Consider the following 17,041-nt stretch of genomic DNA (forward strand, 5'->3'; position numbering starts at 1 on the left):
AATAATGAGAAGATGCATTAACAGTTAAATTAATATCATTTTCATCATTAATAAAAACAGAATTACTGAAAACAAGATTTCCTTGGCCTACAATGGAACCATTAGAAATATGAACCATTCCACCATAAACAGCAGAATCATTACCCCTGTTCAAATAATTACTAAAAATAGTGAGATTAATTAAAGTTAATGTATTACCATCTTCAACAATAAAAACTGGATCATTACCATTACCAAAAATTATCGTATTAGAACTATTACTACCTTTTATAGTAACATTCTTATCAATCGTTATATTGGAATTTCCCGTCCCACTATAATTTCCCGAATCAAGATTAAGAGTACCACCATTATCTAAAGAACTTAAACCATCATTTATCGTTCCATTACCTGGATTAATAGTAGTATCAACTGCAAAAACACCCTGCATAGAACAAACCACTACTAAAACAACGACAACTAAAAAGACATTCCTCAAAAACCTCAAACTAATTAAATCATCCCCAAACTTCAAAATTTATATCCCCCTAATATTCAACACTAAATATTATAAAAATATGAAATATTTTTTATGAAAAATTATTCTTATTATAAAACATATAGACAGAAAAATGAAAGATTATAAAGAATCAATATAAATAAAGATAAAATATGCATTTAACCCATTAAAAAGAATTCAGAGGTTTAAAATACAATATCTATTTAATTCATTTATATAAAATCAATGAAACTTTCCACCTATATCATTATGATTAACAAATTATTATAAAATAGTGAAAAAATTGATTAGATTATCTATAGAAATTTCAAATCATTTAAAAGCATCTTTATTAATAATATCATTAGATTCTACAATAACAACTCGCCAAAAAAGATAATTTTATATAAAACGACCATTCATTCGAGAAATCATTGAAAAGAAACTCTTTAATTTTTTCTATTAATCAGATGAAAATTACTCTAAAAAAATTAGATAACATTCATTTAATTAATGAAAAAACATTATTAACAAAATTATGATTATAAAAACTATAAATTACAGACAATCTAATAATTCACCCCCATCAATAAAACATTATTTAACAAAATAAAAGAATTATAGTATATAAAATACACTTTTTAACATTCTTTTTGCAATTTTATAAATATTACTTAAAAATAATACCCCTTAAAAAGTTATTATTTTTTATTAACTATTCAATATTTTCTATATAATTTTTAAAAAAAATTACCCCCACTTTCATAAAATATCAGATATTTTTCCTGACAATTACTACATTAAAATCCGCATTAATGAAGTAAAGAAAAAATATCATTACAATTATAAAATCAAAAATATACAATTACCTTAAAAAGATAATAAGAAATTATTCCCCCTGTATAAAAAATACCACCAAGCAAGAAAAAATCCCCCAAATAGACATAAATGGCATATATCCTTAATGTAATAATTTTTATCTATCAACATAATAATTTTATGTTAATCGAAATTTATTAATTGGTATATATAAATATTTCTATATAAAAAACGTATAACCATATATGATAAATATAAAAATACAGAAAAAATAATGATTATCTAACCATATTAACTAATTTAAAAGATTTAAAAAGAATAATAATAATATAACTGATATAAATAAATATTTTTTTAAATATACCAGCTTTATAGTACTTTGAAATTTTAAATAATGTTAATCTGTTAAAAAATACAAATTATACTATACACTTCAAATTTTCCTTATTTATAAATCAATTAGAACCTATTTACACTAAAATATATCCTAATAAAGATATTAAAATAAATATACAAATAATCTCCATTATCATTACTATAATACTTCAACATAATTCCGCCTAAATTTTAAAAATAAATCCATTGATACAAGTTTATTACTTAATATTTGAAATTGTTAGTATTTATTGCTTTAATCAATTGTCATGAAAATGATAATTCATTGATTATTCCATTAAAAATATTTAATAAGGATTTTTTCGATTTTATCATATTTGTTAACTTTTCATATAAAAATCATTTATAGTTTTTTCAAAAAATATTTTTCGTGAATTGAATTTATCCTTAAAGCCATTTGCATTATTTAGACAAATTATCTGTTGAATAAATTATAATTTAATTAATTAAATACAAATTAAATTATTCAATGCAAAAATAGAAATAAATAAGAATAAAATAAGAATAGAATAAGAATAGAATAAGAATGAAATAAGAATGAAATAAAATAAAAATAAAATTCAATTTAAATATAGTTAATAAATGATAATTTTAACTATTTTTCAAACCGTTTTCTATCATTAAGTTCTTGTCTCTTACCAGCATTCCATCCACCAGATGAGGATTTAGCTCGGCCGACTTGTTGGACATAACCAGTGATTCTGTCATACCATTCGACATCGTCTTGTTCACCACATGTTGGACATTGATCATTTAAACCTTTCATAAGAGTTTTACATTTAATACAGAAACTTAAAGCAGAACTATATGCCCAGAAACCAATATCTGATTTTCTAGCTATTTTATTAGTTAAACTCATTAAAGCTTCTGGATCTGAATATGATTCTCCCATAAATGCATGGAAAATATGACCTCCACCAGTTAAAGGATGGTATGGTTCTTCAATTTTAATTTTTTCAATAAGTGATGCATTAGAATTAACTGGTACATGTGAAGAGTTAGTGTAATAGTTAGCTCCAGCTTCTCCTTGAGTAATGACACGGTCTGGGAATTTTTCTTTGTCAAGAGTTGCAAACCTATATGCAGTTGACTCCGCAGGAGTTTGTAATATTGTCCATCTAAGACCAGTTTCCTTTTTAAGTTCTTGGGCTCTTTTATTAATGTATTCTAATACTTTAATACCAAATTTATTAGAGTTAGGATCATCAATTCCAGCTCCAAATAAAGACATAAGCATCTCATTAAGACCTACAAAACCAAAAGACATAGTTGAATTTTCTATTCTATAATAAGTATCATCTTCAACATCTTGATTAAGGAAAGGCAATAAATTATAATTATTTAAACAATTTAATCCTTGTTCCCTTCTGATGTTTAATGCTTTAATACCTAAATCCATGTAAGAATCAATATATTCAAATACTTCAGATTCATCATGAGATTGATAAGCTATTCTTGGGAAATTTAAAGTTATATAAGCAAGATTACCAGTTCTTAAACAGTCTGTATCCCAATCTCCAGTCCAATTATCCTGAAGGCAAGTCCTACATCCCATATAATTAGCCATATTACCTCTATAATCAGGTAACATATTAGCAAAGTAAGCTGAACCATATTTTGCTGAAAGTTCATGAACTTTCATTAAATCTTCTTCATATTCACTACTTAATGATTCTTTTCTAAGTGTATAAATAGTATTTGGGAAAAGATGAGGTTTTCCATCTGCATCACCTTCAAGTAATGTTTCAGTAAATGCTCTTTGAAGCATTCTAGTTTCATCTTCAAAGTCACCATAAGTTCCTACAGCTTGCCCTTTAGGCCCATAAGCTTCCACATCCTGGAGAAACTTTGGTACTCCGAATTCTAGGTTCATGCTTGTAAATGGAACCTGAGAACCTCTTGCTGCATAAGCCATGTTAAGATTGTATACTAACATTTGTACAGCTTGTTTAACTTTATCATAAGGTAAACCTCTTGCAAATGGAGCAACAAAAACATTCCAAAGAGACATTCCTTGTCCTCCAGACATATTTTGCTGTGCTGCAAGCATTATTTCACCAGTATGGTTCATTAAAGTTTCAATATGGTTAGGAGCACCAGCTACTGAAGTATGATCTCCAGTACCATCTACTTTAAGACCATATTTAATAAAAGTACGAATATCATGTTGCATACAGTTTAATGGCCTTCCAGCAAAGAATTCAAGGTCATGAATGTGTATATCTCCAGACATATGTGCATCAGCTAAGTCTGATGGAAGCATGTGCAATAATGCATATTGTTTTAAAGCTTCATCAGCTACATATTTATGAACACTTTCTGGATTGTGAATCATGTTAGCATTATCACGAGATCCATTTTCAATGAGAGACGTAATATTGAAAACAGGAATACCGAGACGAGTATATTTGCTTCTTAAGTCTTCTAATCCATGCTCAACAAGTTTCGTATTTACTATCTCCCTAATCATTGGAGCAGTAAGATACTCTACATTAAGCTTTTTAAGCTCTTTCCAAACCTGAGAAGCAATTTCAAAAGCAGTTTCTTGAGAAGCACCTGTTTCTTGAACAAGTGTATTAGCAATTTTAGCTAAATCAAAAGACTCAATCTTATCTCTTGAAGTTCTAACTTTAAGTGTGGTAGCAGCTAAGTATTTGTTTGCTGTTTCTTCATCGATTTCTGATAATGAATCATAAACAATTTTTTTTATTTGTTTAGTTGATATTCCATCATAAACAGAAGAAACAACATCAGAAATAATCTTATCAGATTCGAAGTACGGAGCTTCAACCATAACTAAAGATTTAACTAATTTTTCATAGCTAAATCTCTCCATAATTCCGTTATTTTTTTTAACGCAGACTTTAACTTGATTTGACAAATTATCTGCTATTTTTGTCTCATTTTGCATTGTTAACACCCTAAAACAATACCAAAATCTCACAAAAGTGTTCATAGCATAACAATTTATTTATTAAATTTAATGAAATTGCAATGCTATATAAAGTAAATGTAAATATCAATAAAGTATGTTTAAGTGAGTTTTTTATATTGTATTTTAAATTTTTCTTGTAAATATACTATTTAAATATATTTATTATTTAATATAGCTAATATTTGACTGTTATTTGATATTGGTTACCTGATTACTGATATCCAATAATATTGATATCCAATATTAATAAATCTGAGAATATTTAAATCAAAATTTAATATTCTTAGATAAAACATTCTCTTTACATGTGAATAATATGAATATAACAATTATATATCTATTAACTAATATATAAATCATTCGTATCGTATCTAACAAAAGTAATTAATATTATAAAAATTGATACTTAGATGAGAATCTATATATTAACCCTATGAAATTCCTAGTAGAGAATTCATAATTCACTAAGAATTTATATGTAAATTATCATTTATATAATTTCCTAATTTAATATATAAAATTGAATTTTATTAATATTTAACATTATTAATTCAAATAATCAAAAATTAGAGATTAATAAAATAAATTAAACAAAATATAAAAATATCACACATTATTAGAAAAAAATAGAAAGAAAATATAATATGTTATCTTTTCAAATCTAATGAAATACAATTTTATATAAAATAAACAATTAATAACATTAATAAAAACTTATTCATGATTAATATCAACAAAAATTTTCAAATGAAATTAATTAACATTTATAAAAAAATAAAGTGAAAAATGATATTAATTCTAAATGATTTATACTAAATTAAAATGATAAAAATAAAATGATAAAAATAAAAATTAAATAAAAAATATTGTTTTAATATTATTTTTAATTTATAATTAAGATTCAAACTTAAAGGAAAATATCCAGTGAACTCTGTTTAGATTTATCACTTTCAAATAATGAATCAATACCAAATTCTTGAATTTCAAGTCTTTGAACTAAATAATGATTTATTGGATATCTAGCTACTAAATCTCTAGAAATTTCTAGATATTTTGTGACCGAACCTTTTGAAACACTTAAAACTAAATTTGAGCCACATCTACACTTACCAGTTAATGGCATGCGCCTATATTTAGAACCACAAGAAGTACATCTAACTTTCTGTTTTGAAAATGCTCTTACATTACCCATTATGTCTGGAAGGAAATGAGAGCTAAGTACTCCTTCAACAACTCCTCTTTGATCAACTGCCCTTATTTTTTCAGCTAGTTCAATTTGAGACTCAACTTTTTCTTTCATTGAAGGTAATGTCTTATAAAGGCAGATATGAGGACCAGAATGAATATTTGAAGTATTATGGGAAAACATTAAATCTTCATATTGTTTTTGAGTTCCAAGATGCATTGAAACATTGTCCACTAGATCTAAAGCATCAGAAGGTTTTTCACCTTTATAAGTCCTTTCAAAAAAGCTTTGTGAAAAGTTAGGTAAAACATCAATATTGTGAGATTCATCATCAATTTCTTCAGGATCAATTCTTGAAGATAAAACTAATGGAGCATCCATACTTCCTCCACGAGTGCTAGGAAGATATGATTTTGAAAAATTAATCAAGGAATCGAGAAGAAGCATAACAGAATCTTCATCACTATCACAATTTCTCCTTTTTGCTGAATGGAAATAAGGATGAGCATAACAAGCTAATGCACTTGTGAAGCCAACAATACGTCCTAAAACCCCAGCAGATGTATGTGGAGCAAGACCAACAATTAAATGGCCAATAAGATCCTCTTTATTAGTTACATTGTAAAATCTATCCATAGAATAAAACTTATCAAGAAGATCATCCACAAAATTAGCTACATTAACTAAATATTCACCACAATTATTAGATATAACAATATCTTGTACTTTAAGTTCTATAATCTGATCTTCATTTTCAATTGGATTTCCATAAGCATCTTTTTCATATCCCATTTCTAATAGCTTTTCTACAGTGATACCAATTTCTTTCGGAATAAAATGAGTTAAAGGAAGATCAGTTGAATCATGCCGAATAGTAGCATCTTTAAATGTAAAAACTTCATTTTTAGCTCTCAAAACTCCTTTTTCAAGAGGTTCAGGAAGTTTAGATTCTGAAATCATTCCAACTACACCTTTAATTTCATCTACTTTTCTAACACCCACATTATCTGAAGCTTTTCTAAGCATTCCAGAAAGATTTATATTTTTACGACCTGGAGATCCTATTTCAGTAAGAGAACCACAGTGGGGACACAAAGATTGGAATGAGCTAAGTTGACATTGAGGATTTGTACAAATTCTTCTTGAAAGTTCAACAGCTATTTTACCTTTTTTAGCTGCTTCAGCTACAAGTCGCCTATTACCTCCAGCATTACCAATAGGGAATAAGACATGAGGAGCTGGCCTCATAAGCCTTTCTTTAGATTTTTCAGGACGACCTACACGAGTTCCAATATATACTGGAGCTTTATTCATGATTTTAACTGGTGAAATCTTATTCAATGCCTCAATTGAAGTTAAATTTGAGTTTAAAATTTCATTATCAAATTCTTGAGATAATGTTTGAAGCAATGCATAAGCATCATCATAATTGATGATAATTTTAACATCATCATTTTTGTCTATTCTGCCCTCTACTTTGTGAGGTACACCAATAACTTCTAGTATACGTTTTTCATAGGATAAATCTAATTTAAAATCTTCTTTATTATTTTTAGAATTATCTCTAAAAGTATTTTTAAATTTATTTATCCATTTAATAAGAGAATTTAAATCTTTTAAAGAGATATCATTATAACAATAAGTATAAAGAGGATGTAAAGGAACACCATATTTTTTAGAAATTTCAAAAGCATTTTCAGCTGAAATATAGCTATCTTCAATTGATTCTAATTTTCCAAGTTTTTCTAAAGTAATATCAGGATTTGAATCTAAAATTGGACCATTATCATCAAAATTACTTGAATTTTTAATATTTTCAATCCACCATTCTTCACACCAAGCAGAAGGAAGTAAAGATTGGTTATTTCTTAAAAATTCACCAAAAGCAACAAGCATATCACCTAAAAATAAAATTTCAGCTATTTGTCCTTTAACAGTTTTTGCTTCCTTTACAGACCTAATTTTAACTACATCACCATTTTTTAATTTTACAATAGGCCCTTCAATAGAATCTACGGGAACAACGCAATTTCCTTTTCCAGGTCTTTCAATTTTAAGTTGAGTTCCAACAGCTAAAAATTCAAGAAGTTGCATAGTTCCTGGATTAACTCCCATAGCAGCAAGTCCAGTGTTCCTACTTCTTCCATAACGAAGTCTGAAACCTCCTTTTTCTGAAGGATAACCTAAAACAGGCCTACCCCCAATAATATCTTGGATATATTTTGCACTTTCTTTTGCAGCTTCATGTTTTGATTTTTCTTCTTTATTTTGATTTTTTTCTTCACTTTTTATACCAGAATCTTCTGTTTCTCCAGTTTTTTTATCATTTTCCTGTTTTATATCTTTTGATTTTTTTGATTCTTTAGAATAGCCTTCTAACCATTCCCATCCAGGGAGATTAAGGGTTTTGGAATATTTTATAACTTTTGCAGATTTTTGAATAATTCCTTCAACCATAGCCAATAATGCTCCGCCACGAATATTATTTGTTTCTACACGTTCAAGATCCCTGTGAGATACTTCAACTTGATCAGTTTGCTCCCCAGTCACTTCTACAGAAATATTATTAGCTGCAAGACGTACTTCTTCGGGTTTTGGAGAGTATTGTAAATTTGTAACTTCAGATTCATATAATTCTACTTCTTCAACATAACGTTCTATTTCAGCTTCTATTGGTTTATAATCACTAAGATTAGTAGCTAACTTAATCTTATCTCCCAAAAGAACTGCAAGAGCCGCGGCAGTTCCACCTGCACTTCTAATAGGGCCTGCAAAATAAACTGCAAGGTATTCTGTTCCATCAAAATTCTTTTTAATTCTTACTTTTGCAATGCCTTCTATTGGTGCAGCTACAACACCCTCTGTTAGAATAGCTAAAGCAGTCCGAAGTGCTTGATCTGCAATTTGCTCTCTTTTTGATTCAAAAGTTTCACCAAATGATTCATATACCTTTTTTTCTTTTCCTTTTTTGTTTCTATTATTAGATTCATCTTTATCAATGTCTTGAGAAGAAATTTCAGCAGCTATTTCAAAAGCTATTTGTTCACGAGACCAATCTGGATTTTCTTCTTCAAGCTCTTTCATCCGTTTAGCTACGCCTTTTGGGCCAACAAGCCCTTCAACTCTCTCAGCTAAATCTTTTGCTAATGGAATTTCAGTTTCTGTTTCAACATCAAGCCCTTTAGAACGAGCTTCATTAGCTATAGCATAAAGTTCGTGTGTTTTCTTTTCTAAATCTTCAAAATAATCCATTTTTATAGTATTTTCAGAATCATCCATCTTATCTAATACATCCTTCATAAAATAATTAATTTAGCTATAATCGTCAAAAATAATCATCAACCCAATATTACAAAGAAAAAGCAATATTGATACAGTTTTGTAAAATTGATTTCGGTTAATAATCCTTTGTTATAACTAGTATTTATTATTAAGGGTAGTATAAAAATAGTATATAGTATTAAAATTGAATATAAGAATAATAATTATTCTGAATTATATTAAATATATTAAAAATTCTTATATTAGAGATATTAAGACCTTTTAATTGTGTTTAATGATATTTAATTATATTCAATGATCATTTTAAAGATTATATTAATTTAAATAAACTTATAATAAATAATAATCAAGCCAAAAATTATAAAAATTATAAAAACGATACATTAAATTTTAATATAATATATTAAAAATTTATATAAAATTAATATAAAAATTATAAATTTATAAAAATTTAAATTATAAAAGTATAATAATTTAAAGATACTCAAGTATAAATACAAGAAATAACATAATGTTCATATTACTATTATATAATAATATAAATTTTATATTTTATAATTATATTAATATTAAAAGATATTAATATTAAAAGCATGAATATTAATTTTTAAATATTATACAAATTATTTCGGTGATAAAATGGCAAAAAAAGATAAAGGAAATGCGCTTCCTCCGACAGGAGCTGGATTAGTACGATACTTCAATGAAGAAAGTACTGGACCAAAACTTTCTCCAGAAACAGTAGTGATTTTCACAATAATTTTAGGAGTATTCTGTCTCATACTAAACTTTTCATCTGTTTAAACTAGATGAAATATAATAATAATTTTTTTAAAACTTTTATATAACTATTATACACATAATCATTCAAATTAACACTCAAATTAAGTAAATATTATATATTATTTGATTTGTTTTTATTTTTCTAATTTTTAAATATCTAAATATCTAAGTATCATTAGCTAATTTTATATGAATTATACAACAACCTAATGTATCTAAACATCTAATTATATCACAATTTATCAAACTTTATCAAATGCATATTTATTGTATATTTAATTAATATTTTAATGTATATCTAATGTAATTTTTATTATATTTTAAGTATCAACGCAGTATTAAATTCAATTTTTTAGCTATATATTGGATTGTTCCGCCTTGTAAAACTACTGAAATTATCGTTATAAAAAAAACTACACTAAAAATCATTGACGCCTGTGGAATACCAGCTACTAATGGATAAGTAGCAAAAACAATTGGTACAGCTCCTTTTATTCCTGTCCAAGATAAAAATAATTTTTCTTTTAAAGATGTTTTAAATGGGATCAGTGAAACAAATACGGCAAAAGGTCTTGAAACAAAAATTAAAGCTACAGCTATTGTTAAGCTAATTCCTGCTGTTTCAAGAAGCTCATTTGGCATTATAAAAAGACCTAAAACTAAAAACATGATAACTTGCATAAGCCAAGCTAAACCATCGAAGAAAGAGACTTCATCAGATTTATATGGAGGTTTAGCATTACCAACAAGAAGTCCAGATATATAAACAGCTAAAAATCCATTTCCTCCAACTAATTCAGGAACTGCAAATGTTAAAACAGCTAAAGCTACTAATAAAACAGGATAAAGACCTTTAACATCTAAATTAACATTTTCAATTAATTTAGTAGATAATTTACCTGAAACAAAACCAAATATTGCTCCTAAGACCAAAGATTGTATAAATGTGAATATTATTCCTGATATAGAAGTAGTAGGATGAATCATTAAATAAATAAATGAAGTTGTGAGAATATATGCCATTGGATCATTAGATGCACTTTCAAGTTCAAGAAGTTCAGCTAAATTATTTTTTAATTTTATTTTACTTGATTTAAATATTGAAAATACAGCCGCAGCATCAGTAGATGAAATAATAGATCCAATAAGGAATGATAAAATGAAATCAAGCCCTATTAGATAATGAATTAGTAATCCAGTGACTATGGCAGTTAAAAGAACTCCAACTGTAGCAAGAGATATCCCTTTTGAAGCTATTGGCCTCATTTTTCTAGTATCTGTGTCTAATCCGCCTGAAAACATTATAATAATCAAAGCAAATATACTTATATCTTGAATAACCGTATAGCTATCAATAGAGGGTGTGAATAATGCACTACCATTGAAAAAAAGTCCAAGCAATAAAAAAACAATGAGGGTGGGGACACCAATAAAAGAAGATAATTTACTTAATAATACACCAGCTAAAAGTAAAACCCCTATAGCTAATAATATCACTTGTATTTCAATCATTTTTCGTCCCTAATAAAAATTCATACCTAGTTATCTGAATTTGTTTTATTTAATATAGTTTATTTGATTATTTTTATACTTTATTTATAGTTTATTTACTAATTATTTACTGATTTTTTATTGATTATCTTGTATTTAAATTTAAAAAATTATTTAATAATTATTTATTTGAGCAAAATATTTAATTATTAGATTAATTATTAAATTAATTCCTTAAACCATATATTTAATCTATTATTCAGTATTATAATTTAATATTAAAATAAGCATATATTAACCAAAATTGATTATTAACAGTTATTAGCAATTTATTCCTATAAAATTATATTAAAAATATGTATTAAAACATATTAAAACATTAATAATATCCATTTGGTATTTATTCAATATTACTATTTATAACATCTATATTTTTTATTATTTAAATTTTTTTATCATTATTCATCATTAATTAGTAAATCTAAAAATACTTTAAAATACTATCTAAATTAAAAATTATAATAAAAACTATAATAAATAAATAATAATTAATAAAAATTAAAAACAGGTTTAATTAGAAATATTTTCAATGTTAAGGATAGCTATTCCAGCAATTGCTTCATTATCAAAATAAAAATGAATATTATCTTCATCGATATTTATTTTATTAAAGGCAATAGTTACATTATTAACAAAAATAAAATGAGATTCTTCAAAAACAAATGAAAAAATGTCATCTTCTTGATTCAATTCAGATTTTAAACCATTAACTACTTCTTCTTCCATTATAATTTCAAAAATATTTAATAATTTTTCTTTAGTTATCATAGTTACTCCAAATAATATACTTCTAAAAACTCTTAACAAATAAAAATAATAAAAATAATGGTTTATCTTCAAATTCAAAAAATTACTACTTTTTAAAGAAATAAATAGAAAGTAAAATTATCCATAAGAATCCAATCGTGAGTGTAATTCTCTGTAATAATCCCGCGTAAAATTGGAGCCCTCCAACTTGTGAAAATCCCATACTAGTTATTAAAAACATTATTAAAAAGATAATACCTGTTAAAAACGAATAAAGAAGCCATTTCAATTCTTTTTTATGTGCAAAATAGTTACCAAATACAAAACATGCCATAGGTAGTCCAAAGAACAAAAATGATGAAAATAACTGATGCATAATACTATTAAAAGTTGGACTATCACTAACAATAGGTGTTTCTTCTGGATAGCCATTCATAGGATCTGTAGTAAAACAACCGGCACCAATTAAACCAATGCCACAAATTAAGATAAGAATTGGCCCCCATTTTGAAACTCCCTTATATTCATTTTTACTTGTTTTCCATAAACCATATGCAAATAAAACTAACAAAGTCCCAGTTATTAAAAAAGTAATTGATTGTATCCATCCAAGAGAACCAATAGCTAAAGAACTAATAGGGACCATCATAGGATTATATTGAGGCCTAAAAGCTTCTTGAACAATCCATGAAAATGTAAAAATTAAGCCTCCAATTGTTCCACATAATATTAACCATCTATTACTCGAATTAAATTTAATATTTTTATTAGACATAATCATACCTTCAAGAAAACATTTTATTAGAAATTATGATATAATATAATATAATAGTGCATTTTTATAAATAGATTATATATTTATATTAATCTTATATTAAATTGTTTCTTTATTTAAAAAATCGGTTAAAAATAATAAAATAAATTAAAAAATAAGAGGAATGTGAAATGAAAATAAAAGCTATGTATTTTAGTCCAACAAGGACTAGTGAAAAAGTAACTATGACTATAGCACGTAAAATAGCTATGAAACTGAAAACATCATTAGAATCTATTAATATAACAAAAAATGATGATCGAAATGAAGTTCCAAAATTTTCAAATAATGACGTCCTTATATTAGGATTACCTGTTTATGCAGGACGAATTCCTGAAATAGTAGAAGAATATATTCATAATTTAAAAGGAAATATGACAAAAGCTATTATTTTAGCTATATATGGAAACAGAGATTATGATGATGCACTTCTAGAAATGAGAAACATTTTAGATGAAAATGGATTTGAAGTAATTGCAGCAGGAGCATTCATCGGAGAACATTCATTTACAGAGAAAGTAGCTACTGGACGACCAGATGAAAAAGATTTAGAAGAAGCAAGAGCTTTTGGAGATTCAATAGCTGTTAAACTTGAAGATATTGGCAATAATGCCATAGAAAGCATTGAAGTTAAAGGGAACTATCCTTACAAAGAAAGAGGAGAACTTCCACAAGTGGCACCATCAACTAATGATAATTGTACAGAATGTATGGATTGTACAGAAACTTGTCCAACAAATGCAATAAGCAAGACTAATCCCAAAGAAACAGATACTGCTAAATGTATTCTTTGCTGTGAATGTATAAAGATATGTCCTGAAAATGCAAAATTTAATGCTGATGAAAATATACTTAAAATAGCAAAAATGCTAGAAGATAACTTTTCAAAAAGAAAAGACCCAGAATTATTTATTTAATAAAAGTACCTAATTGAAGTTCTCTAAATGCTTCATCTAATTCTTCATCAGCATTCATTACAATAGGCCCTCCCCATGCAATAGGTTCATTAAGAGGTTTGGCTGCGAATAACATGAATCTTAAACCATTAGCACTAGCTCTAGCTTTAAATGAATCCCCTTCATCAAAAATAGCTACAGTCTTATTTCCAACAATAATATCTTTTTTTTCTCCAAAGTAACCTTCACCATCAAATATATAAATAAATAGGTTATTTTCAGAATCCAGTGGAATTTCAATTTCAGCACCAGAATTTAAACTAATATCAAGAATAGTAGCTTGAATATGTCTTGTATCAACACCTTTTACAGAATCAAAGCTACCAGATATAATTTTAACAACTCCTTCTTCATTTGGAAGGTTTATAGATTTAATCATATCTTGATCAATATCAAAATAATGAGGTTCTGCCATTTTATCTTCTTTAGGAAGATTTAACCATATTTGAAGACCAAATAGCCATTCTGTCCCTTGAGGCATTTCTTCATGGAGAATACCTCTTCCAGCTGTCATCCATTGAGACTGACCTTCATGAATTGTTCCACCATTTCCAAGACTATCCTTGTGAATTATTTCACCTTTAATTAGATAAGTAATTGTTTCAATTCCTCTGTGAGGATGCATTGGAAATCCACGAATGTAATCTTCAGGGTTTCTACTATCAAATGCATCAAGCATTAAAAAAGGGTCAATATCACGAACATTATCAGGTCCAAGAACCCTTATTAAATGAACTCCTGCACCATCAATAGTTGGATGTCCTTTTACTGTTTTAAGCACATTCCTTATTTTCACCATATCCCTCCGATATAATATCAATGATCTGTTAGTATTTATATAACTAATAGATATTAAAATTTTGGATTTTTATATATTAATTCAATATTTTAATAAAAAGGAATAAAAAGGAATAAAAGGAATAAAAGGAATAATACACATCGAAAACAAAATAATAAAAAAAGAAATAAAATAATAAAAAATAAAAAAAATAATTGAGAAATAAATAATAAAAGAATAATAAAAGAATAATAGAGAAATAAGAAAATAAAGAGAAAATAGAAAATTCTAGGGAAATTTAATCTATTTCCCTCATATTATAAAGTAAAGCTATTGCTCTACCTTCAAAAGCTAAGAAAAATGGAATTAAGAATAATAATGCAATAAAAGAGAATAATCCACCAATGAAACCTCCAAAAACATACAATAGAGAGTTAAAACTTGTTCCAGCCCATATTACAAATAATATAACTCCTGTTATTAACAATATAATCCCAAAAACAGCCCCCAATATCCCAATAGCTAAAATTATACATCCAAAATAGAATTTTATATATCTTAAAATTCCAATAGAGTTAATAATATCTATTATTTCTTTAAATTCGAAAGCAGATCTTAATGATCCATTGTTATTTATCATATTTGTTATAGCTACTGATGAGAATAGATAAAATACTATCCATAAAATAGCTGATAATGAGAGAATGCCAAATTCAATAGATAAAAATGGAATGCTTGGCATAGAAACCATCCCATATGGAGTTTTATGAGGAATTAAATATACTAGAGTTCCAGGAATTAAATATATAAATCTCACTAATAATACTTTAAATCCTTGAACAAACATCTTACTCAATTTTTCAAATTTAGGCAAAGGATCTTCACCATTTATAGTTCCTTTAAGACCTATTTCAGTTATTCTATAATAATAGCCTGTTACAAAAAATATAGGGATAATAAATATACTTAGCAATAACAAAATACCAAATTTGAGAATAGACCTAGGGTCTTTATAAGCATATTCTATTGAATCTTTAAAAATTTCTAATAACATAATAAAACCTTTATATTTTCTTAATCAACATTAATTGTTTAAATATATTAATTGTTTAAATCAGTAATTATTCAAATTAATCAAGAATAAAAACATCCTCAATATGTTTACATCCTAATATTTTAGTAATTTTGTTAGCTAAAGCTAAAGAAGGATTATATTTGCCGTTTTCAAGAGCACTGATAGTTTGACGACTAACATTTGATTTTTTAGCCAAATCGTCCTGACTCATTCCTAATTCATGCCTAATATATTTTATCTTTGTTTTCATGACTTTAAACAACCTAAAAACACTTAAATCGCTACGCAAATGTGAAACATGAAATATAATATTAATTATTAAAATACTAGCTATCTGCAAATCACTAAATGTTTTAATTATCAAATGATATTTTTAATAAATATATACTTATTTATTTTTATTTTTTCCTTTTTTATAATTTCGTATTAATTCATTTATTATAATTGGTACAGCTGATATAAGTACTATGCCTAATACCACTAATGAAAAATTGTCTTTTACTATCGGAATATTTCCAAAGAAGTAGCCCATTAAGGTAGCAGATAATACCCAAAGAACTCCTCCAATCATATTATACAATAAAAATTTTTTGTATGGCATTGTACCAATTCCTGCAATAAAAGGAGCGAATACTCTTATAACTGGTATAAATCTAGCCAATATAATTGTTTTACCACCATATTTTTCATAAAACTTATGAGCTTCTATCAAATGTTTCTTATTAAAAAGTTTTGAATCTTCTTTAGAGAAAATTTTTGGCCCAATATATTTTCCAATATAATAATTAACAGTATCTCCTAAAATTGCAGCTATTGATAATAAAACTACGGAAAATAATAAGTTTAAATGACCTCCTGCAGACAAAGCACCTATTACAAATAATAATGAATCTCCTGGAAAAAATGCAACAACTATTATTCCAGTTTCAGCAAATATAACTGCGAATAATATTGCATAAGTCCACAATCCAAATAAATTTATTATATAACCCAAATAAGTATCTAAATTTAAAACAATGTCAATAACTTGATGTGTAAAATCCATTTTTCCACCGATAATTTGAAATCAAACTATAATTCAGATATAATTCTAATATAATTCCAACATAATTCCTATATCCCCATTATATAATTTATATCAAATGTCAATAACACATCGTATAGTTAATAATACCTTATTTAACAATAAATTATATTTTTACTATTTGTATATAGTTCTACAATCATATATACCTATTATC

At 26.2% G+C, this 17,041-nt stretch carries 11 protein-coding genes and 1 pseudogene; 2 read left to right on the forward strand and 10 right to left on the reverse strand.

The features are described 5' to 3' along the window. From KQY27_RS05875 to polC, 3 genes and pseudogenes are all read right to left on the reverse strand, one after another. Positions 1-514: pseudogene (locus tag KQY27_RS05875) on the reverse strand (hypothetical protein); the annotation flags it as partial. 1,774 nt (positions 515-2,288) lie between these two features. Next, positions 2,289-4,604, reverse strand: coding sequence for an anaerobic ribonucleoside-triphosphate reductase (gene nrdD / locus KQY27_RS05880; RefSeq protein ID WP_224425641.1), 2,316 nt, complete (start codon positions 4,602-4,604; stop codon positions 2,289-2,291). A gap of 931 nt (positions 4,605-5,535) precedes the next feature. Then, the gene (gene polC / locus KQY27_RS05885) at positions 5,536-9,066 is read right to left on the reverse strand and encodes a DNA polymerase II large subunit (RefSeq protein ID WP_224425703.1); all 3,531 of its coding nucleotides are present in this window, start codon (positions 9,064-9,066) and stop codon (positions 5,536-5,538) included. Positions 9,067-9,735: 669 nt separating this feature from the next. Here polC and KQY27_RS05890 point away from each other — a divergent pair. Continuing rightward, positions 9,736-9,900, forward strand: a complete 165-nt coding sequence (locus KQY27_RS05890; RefSeq protein ID WP_224425642.1) for a preprotein translocase subunit Sec61beta — start codon at positions 9,736-9,738, stop codon at positions 9,898-9,900. Between the two features lie 306 nt (positions 9,901-10,206). Here the strand turns inward: KQY27_RS05890 and KQY27_RS05895 are convergent, their stop codons facing one another. The 3 genes from KQY27_RS05895 to KQY27_RS05905 form a co-directional block, all read right to left on the reverse strand. Further along, a complete protein-coding gene (locus KQY27_RS05895; RefSeq protein WP_224425643.1) occupies positions 10,207-11,391 on the reverse strand; it encodes a potassium/proton antiporter in 1,185 nt (394 codons plus the stop codon). A 549-nt stretch (positions 11,392-11,940) separates the two neighbouring features. Next, on the reverse strand, positions 11,941-12,198 hold the full coding sequence (locus tag KQY27_RS05900) for a hypothetical protein (RefSeq protein WP_224425644.1): 258 nt from the start codon (positions 12,196-12,198) through the stop codon (positions 11,941-11,943). A gap of 85 nt (positions 12,199-12,283) precedes the next feature. Continuing rightward, the gene (locus tag KQY27_RS05905) at positions 12,284-12,952 is read right to left on the reverse strand and encodes a DUF998 domain-containing protein (RefSeq protein ID WP_224425645.1); all 669 of its coding nucleotides are present in this window, start codon (positions 12,950-12,952) and stop codon (positions 12,284-12,286) included. Between the two features lie 170 nt (positions 12,953-13,122). Here KQY27_RS05905 and KQY27_RS05910 point away from each other — a divergent pair, with 170 nt between their 5' ends. Next, on the forward strand, positions 13,123-13,908 hold the full coding sequence (locus tag KQY27_RS05910) for an EFR1 family ferrodoxin (RefSeq protein WP_224425646.1): 786 nt from the start codon (positions 13,123-13,125) through the stop codon (positions 13,906-13,908). Here the strand turns inward: KQY27_RS05910 and KQY27_RS05915 are convergent. The 4 genes from KQY27_RS05915 to KQY27_RS05930 form a co-directional block, all read right to left on the reverse strand. Further along, positions 13,901-14,743: a pirin family protein gene (locus tag KQY27_RS05915; protein WP_224425647.1), complete on the reverse strand. Its 843-nt coding sequence runs from the start codon at positions 14,741-14,743 to the stop codon at positions 13,901-13,903. The genes KQY27_RS05910 and KQY27_RS05915 overlap by 8 nt on opposite strands. Positions 14,744-15,023: 280 nt before the next feature. Continuing rightward, positions 15,024-15,779, reverse strand: a complete 756-nt coding sequence (locus tag KQY27_RS05920) for a DUF4013 domain-containing protein (RefSeq protein WP_224425648.1) — start codon at positions 15,777-15,779, stop codon at positions 15,024-15,026. 76 nt (positions 15,780-15,855) lie between these two features. Continuing rightward, positions 15,856-16,050 carry a helix-turn-helix transcriptional regulator gene (locus KQY27_RS05925; RefSeq protein ID WP_224425649.1) on the reverse strand — a complete coding sequence of 65 codons (195 nt, stop codon included), beginning with the start codon at positions 16,048-16,050 and terminating at the stop codon, positions 15,856-15,858. Positions 16,051-16,188: 138 nt separating this feature from the next. Then, a complete protein-coding gene (locus KQY27_RS05930; protein WP_224425650.1) occupies positions 16,189-16,845 on the reverse strand; it encodes a DedA family protein in 657 nt (218 codons plus the stop codon). Positions 16,846-17,041 lie beyond the last annotated feature (196 nt).

It is taken from the genome of Methanobrevibacter sp. TMH8 (assembly GCF_020148105.1).
Lineage (GTDB): Archaea > Methanobacteriota > Methanobacteria > Methanobacteriales > Methanobacteriaceae > Methanobinarius.